At 63.4% G+C, this 19,483-nt stretch carries 18 protein-coding genes and 1 pseudogene; 14 read left to right on the top strand and 5 right to left on the bottom strand.

The features are described 5' to 3' along the window. The first annotated feature begins 34 nt into the window (after positions 1-34). Positions 35-826 (top strand): sugar isomerase domain-containing protein, encoded by a 792-nt coding sequence (locus tag JG747_RS28215; RefSeq protein ID WP_019856774.1) that lies wholly within the window; start codon positions 35-37, stop codon positions 824-826. Between the two features lie 110 nt (positions 827-936). On the opposite strand, the gene JG747_RS28210 is transcribed toward JG747_RS28215, so the two are convergent. Next, entirely contained in the window at positions 937-2,220 is a 1,284-nt protein-coding gene (locus JG747_RS28210) for a D-tagatose-bisphosphate aldolase, class II, non-catalytic subunit (protein ID WP_202360483.1), read from the bottom strand. After that, a complete protein-coding gene (locus JG747_RS28205) occupies positions 2,217-3,170 on the bottom strand; it encodes a tagatose kinase (protein WP_202360482.1) in 954 nt (317 codons plus the stop codon). The genes JG747_RS28210 and JG747_RS28205 overlap by 4 nt, the downstream gene beginning before the upstream one ends. A gap of 261 nt (positions 3,171-3,431) precedes the next feature. Here JG747_RS28205 and JG747_RS28200 point away from each other — a divergent pair, with 261 nt between their 5' ends. Continuing rightward, positions 3,432-4,466: a LacI family DNA-binding transcriptional regulator gene (locus JG747_RS28200; RefSeq protein ID WP_019856777.1), complete on the top strand. Its 1,035-nt coding sequence runs from the start codon at positions 3,432-3,434 to the stop codon at positions 4,464-4,466. Here JG747_RS28200 and JG747_RS28195 read toward each other — a convergent pair. The 3 genes from JG747_RS28195 to JG747_RS28185 form a co-directional block, all read right to left on the bottom strand. Continuing rightward, positions 4,454-5,404 carry an alpha/beta hydrolase gene (locus JG747_RS28195; protein ID WP_081296062.1) on the bottom strand — a complete coding sequence of 317 codons (951 nt, stop codon included), beginning with the start codon at positions 5,402-5,404 and terminating at the stop codon, positions 4,454-4,456. The genes JG747_RS28200 and JG747_RS28195 overlap by 13 nt on opposite strands. Positions 5,405-5,542: 138 nt before the next feature. Next, positions 5,543-6,691, bottom strand: coding sequence for a Gfo/Idh/MocA family protein (locus JG747_RS28190; RefSeq protein WP_202360481.1), 1,149 nt, complete (start codon positions 6,689-6,691; stop codon positions 5,543-5,545). Positions 6,692-6,959: 268 nt separating this feature from the next. After that, positions 6,960-7,721, bottom strand: coding sequence for a DeoR/GlpR family DNA-binding transcription regulator (locus tag JG747_RS28185; protein WP_010914678.1), 762 nt, complete (start codon positions 7,719-7,721; stop codon positions 6,960-6,962). A 162-nt stretch (positions 7,722-7,883) separates the two neighbouring features. Between JG747_RS28185 and JG747_RS28180 the strand changes: the two genes are divergently transcribed. The 12 genes and pseudogenes from JG747_RS28180 (at position 7,884) to JG747_RS28125 (ending at position 19,468) form a co-directional block, all read left to right on the top strand. Then, positions 7,884-8,684, top strand: coding sequence for a class I fructose-bisphosphate aldolase (locus tag JG747_RS28180; protein WP_019856781.1), 801 nt, complete (start codon positions 7,884-7,886; stop codon positions 8,682-8,684). Between the two features lie 3 nt (positions 8,685-8,687). Continuing rightward, positions 8,688-9,638: a PfkB family carbohydrate kinase gene (locus JG747_RS28175; RefSeq protein ID WP_202360480.1), complete on the top strand. Its 951-nt coding sequence runs from the start codon at positions 8,688-8,690 to the stop codon at positions 9,636-9,638. Between the two features lie 88 nt (positions 9,639-9,726). Beyond that, positions 9,727-10,872 carry an ABC transporter ATP-binding protein gene (locus JG747_RS28170; RefSeq protein ID WP_019856783.1) on the top strand — a complete coding sequence of 382 codons (1,146 nt, stop codon included), beginning with the start codon at positions 9,727-9,729 and terminating at the stop codon, positions 10,870-10,872. Between the two features lie 122 nt (positions 10,873-10,994). After that, positions 10,995-12,242: an ABC transporter substrate-binding protein gene (locus JG747_RS28165; RefSeq protein ID WP_010914682.1), complete on the top strand. Its 1,248-nt coding sequence runs from the start codon at positions 10,995-10,997 to the stop codon at positions 12,240-12,242. A gap of 134 nt (positions 12,243-12,376) precedes the next feature. Beyond that, complete coding sequence (locus tag JG747_RS28160; RefSeq protein ID WP_202360479.1) at positions 12,377-13,273, top strand: carbohydrate ABC transporter permease; 897 nt, start codon at positions 12,377-12,379, stop codon at positions 13,271-13,273. A 5-nt stretch (positions 13,274-13,278) separates the two neighbouring features. Further along, on the top strand, positions 13,279-14,121 hold the full coding sequence (locus tag JG747_RS28155) for a carbohydrate ABC transporter permease (protein ID WP_019856785.1): 843 nt from the start codon (positions 13,279-13,281) through the stop codon (positions 14,119-14,121). 52 nt (positions 14,122-14,173) lie between these two features. Next, a pseudogene (locus JG747_RS28150) lies at positions 14,174-14,994 on the top strand (sugar phosphate isomerase/epimerase family protein). Positions 14,995-15,005: 11 nt separating this feature from the next. Then, complete coding sequence (locus tag JG747_RS28145; RefSeq protein ID WP_069091598.1) at positions 15,006-16,082, top strand: Gfo/Idh/MocA family protein; 1,077 nt, start codon at positions 15,006-15,008, stop codon at positions 16,080-16,082. Further along, positions 16,082-16,900: a sugar phosphate isomerase/epimerase family protein gene (locus JG747_RS28140; RefSeq protein WP_202360478.1), complete on the top strand. Its 819-nt coding sequence runs from the start codon at positions 16,082-16,084 to the stop codon at positions 16,898-16,900. The genes JG747_RS28145 and JG747_RS28140 overlap by 1 nt, the downstream gene beginning before the upstream one ends. Beyond that, entirely contained in the window at positions 16,900-17,733 is an 834-nt protein-coding gene (locus JG747_RS28135) for an alpha/beta fold hydrolase (protein ID WP_019856789.1), read from the top strand. The genes JG747_RS28140 and JG747_RS28135 overlap by 1 nt, the downstream gene beginning before the upstream one ends. Further along, entirely contained in the window at positions 17,730-18,452 is a 723-nt protein-coding gene (locus JG747_RS28130; RefSeq protein WP_019856790.1) for a ribulose-phosphate 3-epimerase, read from the top strand. Before JG747_RS28135 ends, JG747_RS28130 begins: the two co-directional genes overlap by 4 nt. Further along, entirely contained in the window at positions 18,449-19,468 is a 1,020-nt protein-coding gene (locus JG747_RS28125) for an ROK family protein (RefSeq protein WP_019856791.1), read from the top strand. The genes JG747_RS28130 and JG747_RS28125 overlap by 4 nt, the downstream gene beginning before the upstream one ends. Positions 19,469-19,483: the final 15 nt, after the last annotated feature.

Below are 19,483 nucleotides of genomic sequence, written 5' to 3'. Positions count from 1 at the left end.
CTTTCCAAGCCTAGATATCAACAGGAGTACCCAAGTGTCCGATCTCTACATCCACCGTCTCACCGCCCTTATCGATCAGGCGGCAAAAGCCAATGAAGAGGCCTTCGGCCAGGCCGCCAGCCGCTTTGCCGACTCGCTCGAAGGTGGCGGGCTGGTCCATCTCTACGGTTCGGGCCATTCGGTGCTGCCGGTTCAGGAAGTGTTCCCTCGCTACGGCAGCTATGTCGGCTTCAACCCGCTGACCGACCCGCGTGTCATGTGGCACAACGTGCTCGGCGCCGGCGGCGTGCGCGAGCTCTTGTGGCTGGAGCGGACGGAGAAATACGCCGAGAAATTCCTCGACCACCAGCCGCTCAACAAGGGCGACTCGATCATCATCTTCGGCCATAGCGGCCGCAACTCCTCCGGCATCGACACCGCGCTCTATGCCAAGAAGCGCGGCATTTTCGTCGTCGCGGTGACCAGCAAGAACAACTTGGACAAGCCGGCGACGCACTCCTCCGGCAAGCGGTTGGCGGATGCGGCGGACCTCGTCATCGACACCTGCTCGCCGATCGAGGACGCCATCGTGCCGGTCGAAGGCTGGAGCCGTCCGGTTTCCGGCTCGTCGACGGTGCTCGCCATGATCCTGGCGCACGAACTGATCGCGCGCACCGCCGAGCAGCTCGCCAAGCGCGGCATCGAACTGCCGGTCTTCGCCTCGCCGACGATTGCGGGCGTGACGCTGCACGACACCGACGTCATCTACGGCGTCTACCGCGAACGCATGCTGGAAGCGCAGAAGAAGCACCTGCCGACCTTCCAGGCGACAATGCGCGGGGAGTGATATTCCCAGATCGGGGGAGGCGATGCCTCCCTGCGACGCTCACCGCGATCTGGAATAGGGGCGCAGGGCTGGGCGGCGCTGGCCTTGCTACCGAAGCCGTAACCGGCGGATCAGCCGGTTGCGCTGGCGTAGATGTCGAGAACTTCTGTCACGCTGGCGATCAGCAACTCCCCGGCCTTTGGCGCCACGGACCCGTTCGCCACCGCGCCGTCGAGATGGCCGAGATACTGGCTGATGAGGGGCAGGGGGATGTCGCGGTCGCCGAGCGCGTGCATCAGCGCTTCCGTTGCGTGCTGTGCCGCCGGCGCCGGCCAATAGTAGCGGATGCGGTCGCTGTAGGAGAAGTGGCGTTCGATCCGCTGCTCTGGCTCCGAGCCGTGGTAGTAATTCTTCCAATTGCCCGGCGCTGCCAGCATCACGCGCTCCATCGCCGCCGGCAGGCTTTCGCGCGCCGGGTCGGGAGCCAGAATGTCGGCGATATGGCTCAGGCCATAAAATGCTTCGCGCAGCGCGAAGGTCAGCCATGGCCCGACCTTGAGAATGGCGAAGCCGTCATCGACCAGCGCGGTCAGAGCCGAGACCGGCTGGTAATCGGTCGAATGCGCCTCGAAGACGAATTGCGGCAGATCCCGCAACGTGCCGGCCAATGCTCGGGCGCGTTCCGGTTTATAGGTGATCACCTCGGCATTGCCGAATTCGACGCCCGGCTGCACGACGACGCCGAGGGCGCGCGAAAAGGCCTGGTCGAGGCCTCGCCGGCTGAAGGCATCGCGATGGAGACGCACCGTCTCTCGTGCCGCTTCGGGCGTCGTCACCGCCAGATGGTCCATCGCTTCCAGAGCGCCGCCCGGCACCGGCACTTCGGTTCCGATGACATAGACAGGCTTTGTGCCGCCCGTTCGTTCGGCGGCGGCCTCCGCCACCTCGGCCAGTTCGGCGGCGCGCGCGGCGATCGTCGCATCGGACGGTGCGGCACCTTCGCCGGCGCAGCCCATGCTGGCATCGAGATGGATCTTGGTGAAACCGGCCTCGGCATAGGCGTCGACCATGCGCGAAGCCTTGGCCATGGCCTCGCGCGCTGGCAGATGCTTCCACGGATTGGGGCCGAGATGATCGCCGCCGAGCACTAGCCTGTCGAGGGAAAATCCGATCTTGCCAGCGATCGTCTCGACGAAGCGTCGGAAATCCGCTGGTGTCATGCCGGTATAACCGCCTTCGTGGTTCACCTGGTTGCAGGTGGCCTCGATCAGCACGTCGGCGTCGCGCGCCTTGCCATGGCGCAGCGCCGCCTCGATGACCAGCGGATGGGCCGAGCAGATCGAGGCGATGCCGCTGCGTTCGCCGGCCGCACGGCGCGTCGCGATTATCGCCAGCCTGTCCGTCGCCTGGCTCATGCCGGCGTTCCGGTTCGGGCGGTCGCGAGGAAGGCCTCGACCGTGGCAAGCGAGGCGATGCCCTCCATCGGGCCCTTCCTGGTCACCGCCAGCGCGCCGCAGCCATTGGCGATGCGCAGTGCTTTTTCAGGTAGTTCTCCACGCAGCCAGAATGAGACGAAGGCCGCCGCAAAGCAGTCGCCGGCGCCGGTCGGATCGATTTCGTCGACGACGAAGCCGGGTGACGCGGTGCGTCCGGTCTTGTCGTAGTGAACGGCACCTTGCGCGCCTTTCTTGATGACCACGGCGGAGATGCCGCGGTCCAGCATTTCGCGCACCGCGCTCTCCTCGTCGGTCGCCCCGGCGAAGATGAACAGTTCCGGTCCGCTCGGCAGGAAAACGTCGGTCTTCGATAGCACGAAGTGCAGTGCATCGCGCAGGCCCGGCAGATCAAGCATCTCCTTGCGGATGTTGGGGTCGAAGGACACCGTGCCGCCGCGCGCCTTGACAGTCTCGATCCCGATACGCGCCACCTCGATCACCTCTGGCGAGAACAGCGAGGTGCCCATGACGTGAAAATGGTCGGCCCCGGCGAGCAGCGCGCGTGCCTCGACACCGATCTCGATCAGGCCGGCCGCACTTTGCTTGATGTTGTAGACGAAGTGCCGGCTGCCATCGGTTTCATAGGTCACGAAAGCTGTGCCCGTGGCGGCGCCCCGGTGAACCTTGATGGCCGAGATGTCGGCCCCGTCGGCGCGCAGGCGCTCGATGTTCAAATGGCCGAAATCATCGTCGCCGACGGCCGCGATCAGGCCAGCCGGCTGGCCGAGCCGTGCCGCCTGGTCGATGAAGATTGCCGGCGCGCCCGATGGAAACGGGCCGATCAGCGGGCCGGGGGCAAGGAAACTCTGGCCGATCCGCTCGGCCATGATCTCGACCAGGATCTCGCCGGCACAAACCAGTTTCTTCATGTCCTCACCATTGCCGGATGGTTGGCGGCCGGTTGCCGAGCGCCTTTCGTCATGTCCGTGCGGGTTCAAAACCTAAGTCGCAGCTTTTGGAGCGTCAATAAATAATTTGACGCGCGCAACTCTTTTGCGTTGTACTGGAAACGCAAAAATTTGACTGAACAAATTCGGTCAAGCAATGCTGCCTCGCGGCAACGGCCGCAAGACTGATTCTGGCCCGACCGGGAAGGTTGACGGGCGCGAGCAAAGGGGCTGGACATATCGATGGCGGAGAAGACCCACCGCACGATGGATGATTTCGCCAGGGCGTCAGGCGTGTCGCGACCGACCCTGTCGAAGTATTTCGATGATCCGGCCAGTGTTAAGCCGGCGACGCGGGCGCGCATCGAAGCGGCGCTGCGATCCTCGGACTATCAGCCGAACGTTTTCGCGCGTAATCTCAACCGCAAGCGCACCCGCAATGTCGGCATTGTCGTGCCGGCGCTCACCGATCCGTTCTATGCCGAAATGGTCAGCCGCATCGAACTGCGCTGCCGCGACGAAGGTTTCTGGCCGATCGTCATCTCCTCGCACGGCTCGCCGAAACTGGAGGCGGAATCCGTCAGGACGCTGATGTCGCTGAAGGTCGCGGGCGCCATCGTCGCTCCGCTGGGGTTGGTCTCCGAACCCGGCGTCTTCGAGCGGATGAGCGAGGACATTCCGATTGTCTATTTCGACACCTATATCGAAGGCGACACGCCTTTCGTCGGCAACGACAACCACCAGAGCACGTCGACCATCGTCGACTATCTCTGCCGGTCCGGCGAACCGCCGGCCTATGTCGACATTCCGCACGTCAATCACAATTCCGGCGAACGCCTGCAGAGCTATATCGACACGATGCGGGCCGCCGGCATGGAACCCGTCGTGCTCAAGGCGGCAGGCGACTACAGCTGGGATTTCGAGCGCATCGGCCATGAATGGATGGACAGGACACTCGAGAACGGCGGCCTGCCGGCGCGCACGCTGCTGTGCGCCAATGACCGCCTCGCTTTCGGCGTCATGGCGGCGGCCTTTTCGCGCGGACTGAAGATCGGCCGCCGGGCCGATTGCGATTTCCGTGTCGCCGCCCATGACGATCATCCGCTGAGCCGCTACACCTGTCCGGCGCTGACCACCATGGCGCAGGATTTCGCTGCCATGGCCGGCCGCAGCGTCGAGATCCTGCTGGCCTTGCTGGATGAGGCCGATCCACCCGGCCAGGGTCTGGCGCGCAACGTGAAGCTCGGTGCGACGCTGGTGATGCGTCAGTCGGCCTGAACACGCGTCTGCAATTGCAGCCAGGCCGCCGCCTCGCTCGCCGCTTGCCGCGCGGCCAGTATATGACGGCCCATCGAGACGAAGCCGTGGATCTGACCCAGCCAGGGCCGCAGCACCAGAGGCACGCCTTCGATCCGCAGGCGCTCGGCATAGGCCGTGCCTTCGTCGGCAAGAATGTCATGGCCGGCGATCACGACGAATGCAGGTGCCGCGCCGGCAAGGCTCGATGCCAGCAGCGGCGAGACGCGCCAGTCCGTGATGTCGTCCGGCGTTCGCACATAGTGGTCGCGGAACCAGGCCATGGTGGCGGCGGTGAGCCCGAAGCCGTCGCCGAAGCGCCGGTAGCTGTCCGCCGTCTGGCGGGCATCGGTGTTGGGATAGATCAGGACCTGCGCGGCAAGCCGGGGTATCAGCCCGTCACGGGCGAGCAATGCCAGAACGGCGGCAAGGTTGCCGCCTGCGCTGTCGCCGGCAACGCTGATGCGAGCGGGGTCGATGCCCAGTTCGCCGGTATTCTGCGCCATGAAGCGGAGCGCTGCCGCGCAGTCCTCGAGCCCGGCGGGAAATTTATGCTCCGGCGCCAGCCGGTAATCGGGGCAGACCACGACGGCGTTGCCCAGATTGGCGAGCCATCGGCAGATCTCGTCATGCGACGAGAGATTGCCTATGACCCAGCCGCCGCCATGCAGATAGAGCACGGCGCGCGCCCCGGTGCGCGGCGCGCCGATGCCGCGATGGATGCGGATCGTGACCGGGCCGTTCGGCCCATCGATCACTTGTTGCAAGGTCGCCGCCACCGGCTCGTGGTCGCCCTGCTGTGTCGGGAACGAAGCGTTGTAGGCAGCTCGAGCCGCCGCCACGCTGCCGTTTTCGAAAGGCTCGCCGCCGGCCGCACGGCCGATTTCAAGGGCGCGCAAAGCATCAGGGTCGAGCGTCATTGCCATCTCCATCGAAAGCAATTCCAGGAAAAGTGTACAGCGGTTTTCCCGGGAAAAGCGCGTAGCGCGCTTTCCCGTGGGAATTGCGTGAAACAAGAGATAGGGCGGTTCGCCGTTTCCGCGAAACGGCGAACCGTTCTAGGCAAGGAGGGTGCTTGCCTCGTCCTCGGTCAACAGCGCCGGCTGGACCACGTCACCGGTGATGGCGACCGAGCCTTTCGTTTCGCCGGAATGCAGGATCGCCTCCATGATTTCCAGCACATGCAGCGCCAGATTGCCGGACGCACGGGGTGCGGCGCCTGTCTTCAGCGAGCACACCAGATCGGCGACGCCGAGCATGCGGTAATTGGCGCGGTCAGGCGCCGCATACGGCCAGTTGCGGGCGCCGTAGAACTCGCCTTCGCTGGCGAAATCCTTCCACTCCGCGCCGCGCTCGGACAGCGAGACAGTGCCGCCGAACGTGTCGGGATCGGGCAGGCGCAGCGAGCCTTCCGTGCCGTGCAGCTCAATCGGGTGGTTGGAATGCCTGAAGACGTCCCATGAGGCGCCGAAGGTAACGGTGGCGCCCGAGCGGAATTCGAGCAGGGACAGCACGTTGGTCGGCGTCCCGACCTTGAATGTGGTGTTCTTGAACGACCCTTCGGCAGTGATCAGGCGTTCCTCCTGGCCGCGTGTCGCCATAGCCATGACGCGCGCGACCGGGCCAAGCAGATTGACCAGCATGGTCAGGTAATAGGGGCCCATGTCGAACACCGGGCCGCCGCCCGGCTGATAGTAGAATTGCGGGTTGGGGTGCCAGTGCTCCATGCCGCGCCCCATCATGAAGGCCGTGCCGGTGACCGGGCGGCCAATGGCGCCCTCATCCATCAGGCGGCGCGCGCGGCGCCCGGCGGCGCCGAGGAAGGTGTCGGGCGCCGAGCCGAGCAGCAGGCCGCGCTTGGCGGCCTCCGCTACCAGCCTGTGCCCGTCGCTGGCCGACGTCGCCAGCGGCTTTTCAGTGAAGACGTGTTTTCCCGCTGAAAGGGCTGAAAACGAAATGTCGAAATGCGCGGCGGGAATGGTCAGGTTCAGGACCAGATCGATCTCGGGGTCGGCCAGTAGCGCGTCGACGCCGAGCGCCTGGATGCCATATTCCTTGGCTCGCACCGCCGCCATGTCGGCGGAGATGTCGGCGCAGGCGCGTAATTCGATTCCACCGAAGAGGGCGGCATTGCGCAGGTAGGTCATCGAAATGTTGCCACACCCGATGACGCCGATTGCGAGCTTTTCCTTTGATTTTGCCTGCATTTCTGATCGGTCCTCCCAATAGGGTCATGCTCTGCTTGATCCGCTGCGCCGGCAACGGATCGTGGTGGAAGAGCGCTATACAACATTTTAAATCTTGACGCGCGTAAAATTTTTATAGACCATGCGGAAATGGCGGCGCAATATCGGGAGGCCGCCAGCCCTGGGAGGAGAAAATGACAGACATCAAGAAACGGCCGACCGCCGATGCGAATCCCGTGGGTCATGCGCGCATTGGATATTTCCGTCGCGGCCAGGGACCGCGACAGGGTCAGGCATAGATCACCTTGGCCCCGGTCCTATCGAGTTGGCTGCGTATCGGGCCGGACAGGCCATCGTCGGTGATCACAACATCGACGCTCGACAGCGAAAATGCCTTGGAGGTCCCGCTGACGCCCCATTTGCTCGAATCCGCAAGAAGGACAACGCGGCGGGCCATGCGCACGAGGTTTCGTTTCGTTCGCGCCATGTCTTCGTTCACGTCGACCACATCCAGTGACGAGTCAATCGCATGCGCTCCAACAAAGACCTGATGCGCTACCAAGCCGCCGAGAGCCGTGTCGGCATCGGTGATCAGCGTGCTCACCGTGTCCGGATAGACCCGGCCGCCGATCATGTGAACGTCGAGCCCGGGCCGATGCATCAGATGCTGAACGATATTCATCGCCGTGGCCGCGACCACGACATTGCTGAGCGGCGGTAACAGCATGGCAACCTGCATCAAAGTCGAGCCGCCGTCGAAGATGACTGATTGGTTGTCCTCGAACAGTTCCACCGCTGCCCGGGCGATGCGCTTCTTTGCGTCGAGGTTCGTTTGCATCCGCCGGGCGAAAGCGGCCGTGGTCGAATCCGTGGTCCGGGTCACCGCCCCTCCACGCGTCTTGGTCAGCAGTCCCTTGCGGTCCAGTATCTCGAGGTCGGATCGCACCGTGACTTCCGACACGCCAAAATTGTCTGACAGATCCTTGATGCGAACCTGTCCGCTTCGTTGCACTTCACCCAGGATCGATTGGCGTCTCTGCTCTGACAACATTGCCCTGTCCTTGCCTCCATGCGCCAGGCGATCGCCCTGGCCTCGGTTCACTCTACCAAAAATATGCGAATTCGAAAGGTTTCGAAAGATTGCATTTAACCTTTCTTTCGAAAACACTATGTCCAGGATGTTGAAATCAATCGATTGGAGAGTTTTGGACTCATGAGCCTCGGAACCAAGGTGCGCCTGGCGCGCCTCTTCTCACATCCATCGGGGAATCTTTTTGGCGGCGCGGTCGACCACTTTGTCGGCTATGGCGACGTGCGCAGAGGAGGTCTTGCCGACCTGCCGGGCGCGCTTGCACGCGTCATGGCGGGCAAACCCGACTATGTCAGCATCCAGCCTGGCACCGCGCGCCATCTGTGGCCGCAATATGCGGGCAAGGCTTCCCTGGTGATCCAGGCCGGCTGCTTCACCCCGGACGATCGCATCAGCGAACTGATTGCAACGCCCGAGGATGCGGTGCGCGCTGGCGCCGATGCGTTGGCGGTGGCCATTCCGGTGCGCGGCGCGACCGAGGGCAAATACATTCGCTGGCTGACCGATTCGGTGAATGCCGCGGCCCGCTACGGCATGCCGGTGGTGGCGCATATCTACCCTCGCGATTTTACCGACGGAGCTAAGATCGTCTTCACCCCCGACGAGATCGCCTATGCGGCGCGCATAGGCTACGAGTCCGGCGTCGATGTGATCAAGATCGGTTACACGGGCGATTTCGAGTCGTTCCGAGAGACCGTTCGGACCTGCCCGGTGCCGGTTGTGATCGCCGGTGGTCCGAAGACCGATACGCTGCTTGGCGCCCTTCAGCAGACGGCGGACGCCATCCGTGCCGGCGCGCGCGGTGCCGTGGTCGGCCGTAATCTCTGGGGCCATGGCGATCCTCAGAAGGCAGCGCTTGCCTTTCGGGGCGTCATCCACGACGGCCTTTCGGCGCAAGACGCCTTGGCGAAAGCGGGGGCCTGAGCGATGCCCGCCGTCCCCTCGATCCTCGGCTTCGGCGCTATTGCGATCGACGACATCGTCTATGTCGATCAGCCGTTGTCGGCAGGCAAGGGGAGGGTTCGGCAAAGTGCCCGGGCTTTCGGGGGAAATGTCGCGACGGCCCTTGCCGCCGTCGCGCGGCTCGGCGGAAGCGCCGGGTTCGTCGGATGGCTGGGCGATGCCGCGGACGACCCGGTACTGTGCGATCTCATCGAGAGCGGTGTTGAAACCGCATTCGCGCCGCGCCACGCCGACGCGCGCCCGGTGCGCTCACGCATCACGGTCGGCTCGGACGGGGAGCGGTTCATCGCATATGACGACGACGCGATGCTGGGCACCACGCCGGATTTCTCAGACGAGGTCCTCAGCCGAGCGGCCGTCCTGATCGTCGACAGCTACGCGATCCGGTCGATGGATGTCGTGGCTCGGGCTCGCGATCACGGCCTTGCGATCCTCGGCGATATCGAATGGAGCGGTGGCCCAGCCACGGAGAGGCTGATGGCGCTCTGCGACCACCTCATTCTTCCTCTTGGCTTTGCGCGGGCCGCTACGGGCTGCCGATTGCCCGCCGAGATGCTCGAAGCATTGTGGTCGCCGTCGCGATCCGCCGTGGTTCTGACCGATGGCGGCAGGGGCGTATATTATCGCGGGCGTGAAGAGACACGGCTCTGGCAACTTCCGCCGCACCGGGTTGCCGTTGTCGACTCGACCGGCGCCGGTGACTGCTTTCACGGCGCCTACGCCCATGCATTGACGCGCGGCGCCGACACCGCAGGCCGAGTGGCATTCGCTCCCGCGGCGGCAGCCCTTTCGATAACGGGGCGTGGCGGGCGCGAGGCGCTTCCGACCGAAGACCAGGTAACGGAACTGCTGGCATCGGCGAACGCGCCGTCGGCGGTCGAACTGAAATATGCGCAGCTCGATACAGGAACATAGCCTGCAACCATCCGAGGAAACATCTCACAGGCGAAAGGGCCAAGAAGAATAATAAAAACCAGCGGCTTAGACTTGTGGAGGGAGGAATATGGCAGAAGTCGTTCTTGAGAATATATGCAAGACATACGGGAACAATTTTCGCGCAATCGACCAATTGAACCTGTCGGTCGAGGACGGCGAGTTTTTGATTCTCGTCGGGCCGTCGGGCTGTGGAAAATCCACCGCGTTGCGGATGATCGCTGGATTGGAGGACATCACCAGCGGTAGTCTTCGGATCGGCGGTACCGACGTCGTCGACATGCCGCCCAAGGACCGCGACATCGCGATGGTCTTCCAGAGCTACGCGCTTTACCCGCATATGACTGTGTTCGAAAACATCGCCTTTTCGATGCGGCTGGCAGGCAAGCCGAAGGCCGAACGCAAGAAGCGCGTCGACGAGATCGCCAAGACCCTTCAGCTGACGTCTTTGCTGGACAGCAAACCCGCCAACCTTTCCGGCGGACAGCGTCAAAGGGTTGCCATGGGCCGCGCCATGGTGCGCGAGCCGGCCGCCTTTCTCATGGACGAACCCCTTTCGAATCTGGACGCCAAACTGCGCGTGCAAATGCGCGCCGAAATCACCCGCCTGCAAAAGCAGCTCGGCGTAACGACCATATACGTGACCCACGACCAGACCGAAGCGATGACAATGGGGGACCGGGTCGCCGTGCTGAAGGGCGGTGTGCTGCAGCAGGTCGACACGCCCAAGAGGCTCTACGAATCACCGGTGAACGCCTTCGTTGCCGGCTTTATCGGCTCTCCCTCGATGAACCTTTTCGAAGCGACCCTGACGGGCGGCGAACTGATGCCCGGGGCCTTTGCCATTCGGCTGCAGGATGCGGCCTTCGTGCGCAGGCCGGGTTTGAAGTCGTATGCTGGGCGCAAGGTCGTGTTCGGGATACGACCGGAGGATCTCTATGACAGCAGCCTCGAATCCGGCCGCAAGTATCAGACGATACCGGCAAGGGTGACCTCGATCGAAGAACTCGGGTCGGAACATATCGTCCATCTCAACATCGACGCGGTCCGGGTGGACTCCGGCGACCCCGACGCGGTGCAGGATTTCGGCCTGACGTCGAATGCGGTGGCGAGATTCGAACCGGACAGCACAGTCCGTTCCGGTTCGGAAATCCGGTTGGCCCTGGATGATACCAAGCTCCATTTCTTCGATCCCGAGACGCATCTGGCGATCTGACGAATTGTGGCAGAGCCCGCGGGCGAGGGCGAGGCGCCCACGAAGTACGCGTAAGAAGACTTCTGAATGAAGCAGACGATCGGCTGCATTGTGCGGTCGATCTCAAAGAAGGAGGAGAAAAAATGACGTTTCGGATAAAGCCCGCGATGCTGAAAATAGCCGCGGCAGCATGGTTGCTTGGCGCAACAGCGGCAATGGCGGACACCACGCTGGAATTCACCCAGTGGTGGGAGCCGGAGCTGCCCGCAGGTTCTTTGCGGAAAATCATGGACGATTTCGAGGCCGCGAATCCCGGCATCAAGGTGACGCTGGTCAGCGGTCCCTACGCGACCACGCGAGACCAGATCTCGGTTGGCGCTGCAACCGGAACGCTCAGCGACGTCGTCGGCCTCGACGGCGCCTGGGTGAACAATCTGAACGCGCAGGGTGCGCTTGCTGACATGAACCCGATGATGGATGCGAGCAAGTTCGATAAAGCCCAAGTCGCGGACATCATCAAGGTGGACGGCAAGGCGGTGATGTTTCCCGTCGCTTCCTTCGTCTATCCGGTCTTCGTCAATCTGGACCTCGCCGCCCAGGCGGGCGTGACCAAGCTGCCGTCGACCCGTGCGGAGTTTCTCGAAGCCGCCAAGAAGATGACCCATGCCGACAAGAACCAGTATGGCTGGGTGCTGCCCCTGTCGCTGCAGACGCCATCCGGCGTCCAGAACGACATGATGTCATGGGTTTGGGCTTCGGGTCAGTCGATGATGGCGAACGGCAAGCCAGCCCTTGAGGGCAAACCGGTGGTGGACATGCTCACCTTCGTCAAATCACTCAACGACGCCGGCACCATCTCGCCCGGCATCGCCACCAAGACCGAGCAGGAAAAGGTCGAGGAATTCGTCAACGACCGCGTCGGGATGATGATCGACTCGCTCGCCCATGTGAACCTCATCCGCAAGCGCAATCCCAAGCTGAACTTCGACCTCATCCCGGTCCCGGTCGTGGAAAACTATACCGGCAAGCGCGGCCTTCCCTATGCCTCCTGGGGCATCGGCATCTCTGCCGCCTCGAAACATCAGGAAGAGGCCTGGAAACTCGTCCAGTATCTGATGAGTGAAAAGGTGAACGCCAAGCTCGTGTCGCTTGCGAACGCCTTCCCGGGCAACGTCAACGCCAAGCCCGATTTCGTGACCTCGGACAAGGCTTTCGCCAAGGCTTTTGAGATATTCAAGACCGGTTATCTCGCCAATGAGTTCACGGGCCTGCCGGTGGCTGAAGACCTGATGACGCAGTTCGACGTGCAGGCCCAGAAGATGCTCGCCGGGGAGCAGTCTCCGGAGCAAGCCGCAACCGCCGCTCAGAAGGGCTGGATGGCGAAATTCTGATCGGCCCGTTCCGGTTTGCTATCTTCTGCCGGGTGGCCTGACTTCGGGCCACCCGGCAACAACGGATCGGCAATTTGAGATGGCTCAGTTTCCGAAGTTTACCTTCTCTTGAAGGCGTATCCCAAGGTTGGCACATGACCCGGCAAAAGCGCTCCCACCACAAGCTGAAACGAGCGGTCGCACCCTACCTCTATCTGTCGCCCTCGCTGCTCATAATCGGGCTTCTGATGATGCTGCCGATGGCGACGGTGATTGCCTACTCGTTCCAGAACAGCGCGGTGCTGCGTCGTGACCCAACCTTTGCCGGACTGAAACATTACCAGGCGATCTTCGACGATCCGGTGTTCTGGGCATCGCTGTGGCACACGCTCTACTTCACTTGCATGAGTGTCATTTTCCACATGACCATCGGCATGGTCTTCGCACTCATGCTGAACAGCGACCGCATCAATCCGACGCTGCGCAATATTCTGCGCGTGCTCTACATACTGCCCTGGCTGTTCACAGCGGTGATCATCGCGGTGATCTGGCGCCTGCTGCTCGAACCGAACGGCGTCGTGAATAGCATTCTCATGCAAATCGGCATTATCGGTTCCAAGGTCGAATGGTTTTCCTCGCCTGAGACCGCGCTGCACGCCGTCACCTTCGCCAACATCTGGGCGGGTTATCCGCTCTTCATGGTCAGCCTGCTCGCGGGTTTGCAGGGCATTCCCAAGGATTTCTACGAGGCCGCCGACATCGACGGGGCGAAAGCCTACCAGAAGCTGATCTTCATCACCATCCCGCAGCTGATGCCGATCATCATCAGCATCTCGCTGCTCGACTTCATCTGGACCATGCAGGTCTTCCCGTTAATCTGGATAACGACGGGCGGTGGTCCGATCTACTCGACCGAGGTCCTCAGTACCTACACCTATAAGCTGGCGTTTTCGAGCTACAACCTGTCGCAGGCTTCGGCGAGCGCTGTGGTCATCTTGTTGATCTCTCTCGGCCTGACGCTGTTCTATATTCGCTATCAAAAGGCTCGGTAGTCACCATGAGGAAAAGGCATACGCCAAAAGACAGGCTGATCACCGTCGCGCTCCATGTAGCGCTTGCAGCGGGACTCTTCTTCGCGGCATTCCCGATCTACTGGATGCTGAGCAGTTCGTTCAAATCGAATACCGAAATCTTTGCCCTACCGCCAACCATCCTGCCAAAGGCCTTCACGCTGGAAGCGTATGCAGCCATCCTCGGCGACCCGGTAAAGCTGCGCTTCTTCTTCAACAGCTATTTCGTGGCGGGAACGGTAACCGTGCTGACGGTGCTGATCGCCTTGCTGGCGGCCTACGGGTTCAGCCGCTTCAACTTCCGCGGCAAGGGCAGCCTGAACACACTCATCATCAGCACGCAGACGATTCCGCCGATCACACTTTTGATCCCGTTCTTCGGGCTTGTCGTCTCATACGGTATCTTCGATACCTATGTCGCACTGATCCTGACTTACCTGGTGTTCACCCTGCCGTACGCGATCCTGCTGATGACGGGATATCTGAACACCTTGCCCCGCGATCTCGATGAAGCCGTGGCTGTCGATGGCGGCACCAGCTGGACAGCGCTTTGGCGGGTGATCGTCCCAATTTCGCTGCCTGGTATCGTGGCGACGTCGGTCTACACCTTCCTGTTGTGCTGGAACGAATTTCTCTTTGCGCTGACGCTGACGAAGTCAACGTCCATGCGCACCGTCCCGATCGGCATCCAGCTGTTGATGGGGCAGCACGCCTTCGAATGGAACCAGATGATGGCGATGAGCGTGCTCGGCTCGCTGCCGCTCTTGCTCATCTACCTCGTTGCCCAGAGGTACTTCCTCGCCGGGATGACCGCGGGCTCGGTCAAGTAGGATGTCCATGCCACGGCGGCATCAACTATAAGCGGTATCAAGGATTGAAAGGATGAACGTGAAGGACCTTAAAGTCGGCTGCCAGACCTTTACCTGGGAAATGCTCGGCGACCGTTTTGCCGGCGGCCCCGACGATCTGTTGAAGGCCATTGCCGACGGCGGCTATTCCGGCATCGAGATCACCGACACCATGATCGGCCGCTACGCCGACCGGCCGTCGGAATTCGCCGCCGCGCTGAAGTCGTCCGGCCTGACGCTGGTCTCCTTTGCCTTCGGCTCGAACAGCGGCTTTACGCTGAAGGAGGAGATTGGCGCCGACCTCGAGGCCGCGCAGCGCTGGATCGATTTCGCCGCCGCCTTTCCCGGCGCGCTGGTCTCCATGGGTTCGGCAACCGTGGTGTCCGACGGGCCGCGCGACGGCAAGTTCGCCATCGCCGCGGAGGTTTACAACAGGGCCGGCGAGCTTGGCCGCAACGCTGGCGTCCAGGTGGCGGTGCATCCGAGCTCGCATCACAACACGCTGCTGTTCGACCGCGCCGACTACGACAGGATCTTGCCTTGCTGGACCGCGATCTGGTCGGCTGGGTGCCGGACACCGGCCATATTTTGCGCGGCCACAAGGACATGGCCGACACGCTGCGCACCTATCGCGACCGCATCCGCTACATCCACTTGAAGGACGTCGACGCCAACGGCACCTGGGCGATGCTGGGCAAGGGGGTCTGCGATACCCCTGCAGTTATCGAGATTGCCGGCACTGCGCCGCGCTTCAATGGCTGGCTGGTGCTGGAAGAGGAATCCGAAACGGCCGCCGCCGATCCCGCCGGCGCGGTCAAGACCAACCGCCAGACGATGCGCAGCTACGGCGCCTGAAGAACGAAACGATGATCAAGAAACAAGACAGACGCCTCAGGGTCGGTGTGCTCGGCTGCGGCCCGATCGCACAGTTCGCGCACCTGGAATCCTGCGCCAAGGCCGGCAATGCCGATCTCTACGCCATCTGCGATGCGGCTCCCGACCTGCTCGCCCGCATGGGCGCCACCTACGAGCCGCAAAGAATGTATGCCGACTATGACGCCATGCTCGCCGATCCTGAGCTGGAGGCGGTGGTCGTCGCCACCTCGGATGCCTATCACGTGCCGATGTCGATCAAGGCGCTCGACGCCGGAAAGCATGTGCTGTGCGAAAAGCCGATCGGCACTTCGGTCGAGGAGGGCGAGGCGCTGGCGGCGGCGGTGAAGCGTTCGGGCAAGGTGCTGCAGGTCGGGCACATGAAGCGCTTCGATCCTGCGCTGGAGGCCGCGCGCGACTTCGTCCGTGACGAGATGGGCGAGGTGCTGGCGCTGAAGGCCTGGTATTGCGATTCCACCCATCGCTACACCAACACCGATGCCGTGCAGCCGCTGCCGGTCACCAGCAAGCTGGCGAGGAAACCTTCGGGCAATCCGAAGGCGGACCTGCGGCAATATTTCATGCTGGCGCATGGCTCGCATCTGGTCGACACGGCCCGCTTCCTGTGCGGCGAGATCACCGCCGTGCGCGCCCGTCTCAATGAACGCTTCGGCGCCTATTGCTGGTTCGTCGAAACCGAATTCGCAAGCGGCGCGCTCGGCCATCTCGACCTCACCGTCGCCGTGCGCATGGACTGGCATGAAGGCTTCCAGCTTTATGGCGAGAACGGTTCCGTTATCGCGAAAACCTTCAACCCCTGGTACTTCCGCGCCAGCGAGGTCGATATCTTCCATGAAAAGGATGCGACCTCGCGCAAGCCGCTCGGCGCCGACGGCCATTTCTTCCGCCGTCAGTTGGAGGGTCTTGCCGATACGGTGCTGACCGGCGCGCCGATGCGCGGCGCCAATGTCGAGGACGGCATCGCCTCGATCCGCGCCATGGTGGCGATTGCCCGTTCTGTCGAGACAGGCGAGCGGGTCGAACTCGCCTCGGTTTCGGGTGCGGTCTGATGCGCCTCGGCATTTTCGCTAAGACTTTTCCCGGCACCGACCCGAACGCCGTGTTGCCCGCGGTGAAGCAGGCCGGATATGAGACGACGCAGTTCAATCTCGCCTGCGCCGGCCTGCCGTCAATGCCGGATGCCGTCCCGGCGGATGCCATCGAATCCATCGGTGCTGCAGTGCAATCATCAGGCGTCTCGCTTGCAGCCCTCTCGGGCACCTACAACATGGCGCATCCCGACAGATCGGTGCGCGACGATGGCCTTCGCCGTCTTGGTGTGGTCATCAAGACGGCTGCATCCCTCGGCATCCCGCTGGTCACGCTCTGCACCGGCTCGCGCAATATCGCCGATCAATGGGCCTATCATCCCGAAAATGCCACCCCCTCCGCCTGGTGCGACATGGCTGCCGAAATGGGCAAGGCGCTGGCGCTGGCCGAGGATGCCGGCATCGATCTCGGCATTGAGCCCGAGCAGGCCAACATCGTCACTTCGGCGAGCGACGCGACGCGCCTGATCGCCGACATGCGCTCGAAGCGACTGAAGATCGTGCTCGATCCGGCCAATCTGTTCGAGTATGCCACGCCAGACGAAGCGCGTACTATCGTCGCTGCCGCGGTCGGCGAGGCCGCCGGGCACATCGCCATGGCGCACGCCAAGGATCGGCATGGTGATGCCCGCTTCGCCACGGCTGGACAAGGCATCGTCGATTTCCCGGATTTCGTCGCGCGGCTGAAGGCCGTGGGTTTTGGCGGTGCGCTCGTCACGCACGGGCTGTCCGCTGATGAGGCCCCTGAAGTCGCCGCCTTCCTGCGGGGGTTGCTCTGATGAGCGCCGCGCCGACGATCCTGCTGCGCGACGACGCCGCGCTTCGTGTCTTCGACACGGGGCAGGGCAGGCTTCCCGTCGTCTTCCAGCATGGCCTCGGCGGCGACGCCAATCAGGTGGCGCAGAACTTTCCTGACCAACCATCATACCGCCGGCTGACCGTCGAATGCCGCGCGCAGGGCGCCTCCAGCGCCGGCAGCAGGCGTCCGTTCTCGATCACCATGTTCGCCGACGATGTGCTGGCCGCCGCCGATGCGGCCGGCCTCGACCGTTTCGTAGCCGGCGGCATTTCCATGGGCGCGGCTATTGCGCTGCGGCTTGCTGCTCGCCATCCGGACCGCGTGCTTGGCCTGGTGCTGGTGCGACCTGCCTGGGCCTTCGATGCGGCACCGTGCAACATGCGCCCCTATGTCGAAGTGGCGGAACTTATCCGACGGCTCCCCCTCGCGGAGGCCCACGACGCCTTCGCGTCCTCCGCGACATCAGCCCGCTTTCGCGCGGAAGCGCCGGACAATCTTGCTTCGCTGCTCGGCTTCTTTGCGCGTGAAAACGCGACGACCTTCGCCGAGGTGATGCAGGAGATCGCCAATGATGGGCCTGGCGTGACGCAGGCGGCAGCCGCTCGCCTCGCAATTCCCTCGCTGGTCATCGGCAGCGGCATCGATCTCGTCCATCCCCTGGCGACCGCCCGCGAACTCGGCGAGACCATCCCCGATGCCGCCTTCGTCCAGGTGACGCCGAAAGCGGCTGACAAGGATCGCCATTTCGCCGAAATCCGCGCCGCTATCGGCGGCTTTCTCGACAGACATTTCAACAATCAGGACCAATCATGACTTCAAAGCCCCCGTCAGGCCCGGCGGCAATAGCCGCATTGCCGCGCGATCGCTTGATCGCCGAATTCTCGCTCTGGTCGGCCAATCTCGCCAATTTCGAGAGCGACCTCAGGCGCATCGAACCCCATGTCGATCTGCATCACATCGATGTGGCGGACGGCCATTTCGCGCCGTCCTTCCTGTTCTTCCCCGATCTCGTCGCCCGCATCGCCGGACTGACGGCCAAACCCATCCATGTCCATTTGATGGTCGATGCCGCAATCGTCGAGGCACAGACGCGCCAGTTCATCGAGGCCGGCGCCGACATGATCAGCGTCCATGCCGAGAACGGCGAGGCAGGATTGCGCGCCGTGCGGCTGGCGCGCGAACTCGGCGCCGAAGCGGGCGTCGTGTTGCGGCTTGAGACGCCGGTCGAGGCAGTGAAGCCTTTCGTCTCCGAGGTCGCCTTCGTCACGCTGCTGGGAACCGCGATCGGCGTGAAGGGCCAGAGCCTGTCGGACAAGGCATGCGACAGGCTGGGGGCTGCCCGCGCTATCCTGCGAGGAGCCGGCCGTGAGGCAGAAGTGGTGCTTGCCGCCGATGGCGGCATCCGCCACGAGACCGTGCCGTTGCTGCGTGCCGCCGGTGCGCAGACCGTGGTTCTCGGTTCGCTCGCCTTCGGCGACAAGGATCTCGCCGGCCGCATCGGCTGGCTGCATGGGCTGAAGGTCGCGGCATGAGCACTGAAGCCGCCCTCGCGATCGATCTTGGTGGCACCGAGCTTCGTGCCGCGCTGGTCGATCGTGACGGCAAGATCCTGGCCTTCGCCGCCGTGCCGACGCAGGCTCAGGCCGGACCTGACGTGGTGATCGGCCAGATCGAGGCGCTGGCCGCGACCGTGCATGCCGAGGCGCCGGGCCTCGCCATTGTCGGCGTCGGCGTCGGCGCGCCGGGACCGCTCGACCCGCTGGCCGGCATCGCCGTCGGACCGCCGACACTTGCCGGCTGGCAGGATGTGCCGCTGGCCGACATCCTCGAGCGCCGGCTCGGCCTGCCGGTGCGTCTGGAAAACGATGCCAACGCGGCCGCACTCGGCGAATGGCGCTTCGGTGCCGGCCATGGCGCCCGCTCGCTGGTCTTCGTTACGGTTTCGACCGGCATCGGCGGCGGTGTCGTTGCCGACGGGCGCATCTTGCACGGCCGCCGTGGGCTGGCCGCCGAGATCGGCCATATGACCATCACCAACGAGGGCGAGCGCTGCGTGTGCGGCGTCGTCGGCTGCTTCGAGGCCATCGCCTCGGGCACGGCACTTGGCCGTCGCGCCAACGCCGCGACATCGGCCTTTGACGGCTCGACGTTGCGCCGCCTCTCGGCCAATGCCGAGGTCACCGGCCGCCACGTGGTTGAGGCGGCGCGGCTGCAAGACGACCTCGCTCTGGCCCTGCTGGAGGAAGAGGCACGCTGGCTGGGCGTCGGCTTCACCAATCTCTTGCACCTTTACTCGCCCGACGTCCTGGTCGTTGGCGGCGGCATCGCCAATGGGCTCGACCTCATGCACCCCGTTATCGAGGCGACCATCCGGCAGCGCGCCATGCGCGCCTATCGCGACGTGCCGGTGGTGCAGGCCCAGCTTGGCCGCCACGCCGGGCTGGTCGGCGCCGCCAGCCTTGTCCTGTTCGACGATGGCAGCCTGGCAGCCCGCATGCCCGTCGGTCCAAGCACGTTCCCGGAAGCGCGGAGGGATTTCAATGGCTGACATGTCACGTTAGAA

It is taken from the genome of Mesorhizobium sp. 131-3-5, from assembly GCF_016756575.1.
GTDB lineage: Bacteria > Pseudomonadota > Alphaproteobacteria > Rhizobiales > Rhizobiaceae > Mesorhizobium > Mesorhizobium jarvisii.
Note: the sequence above shows the minus strand (reverse complement) of the source record. Positions and strands in the feature narration are given on the sequence as shown.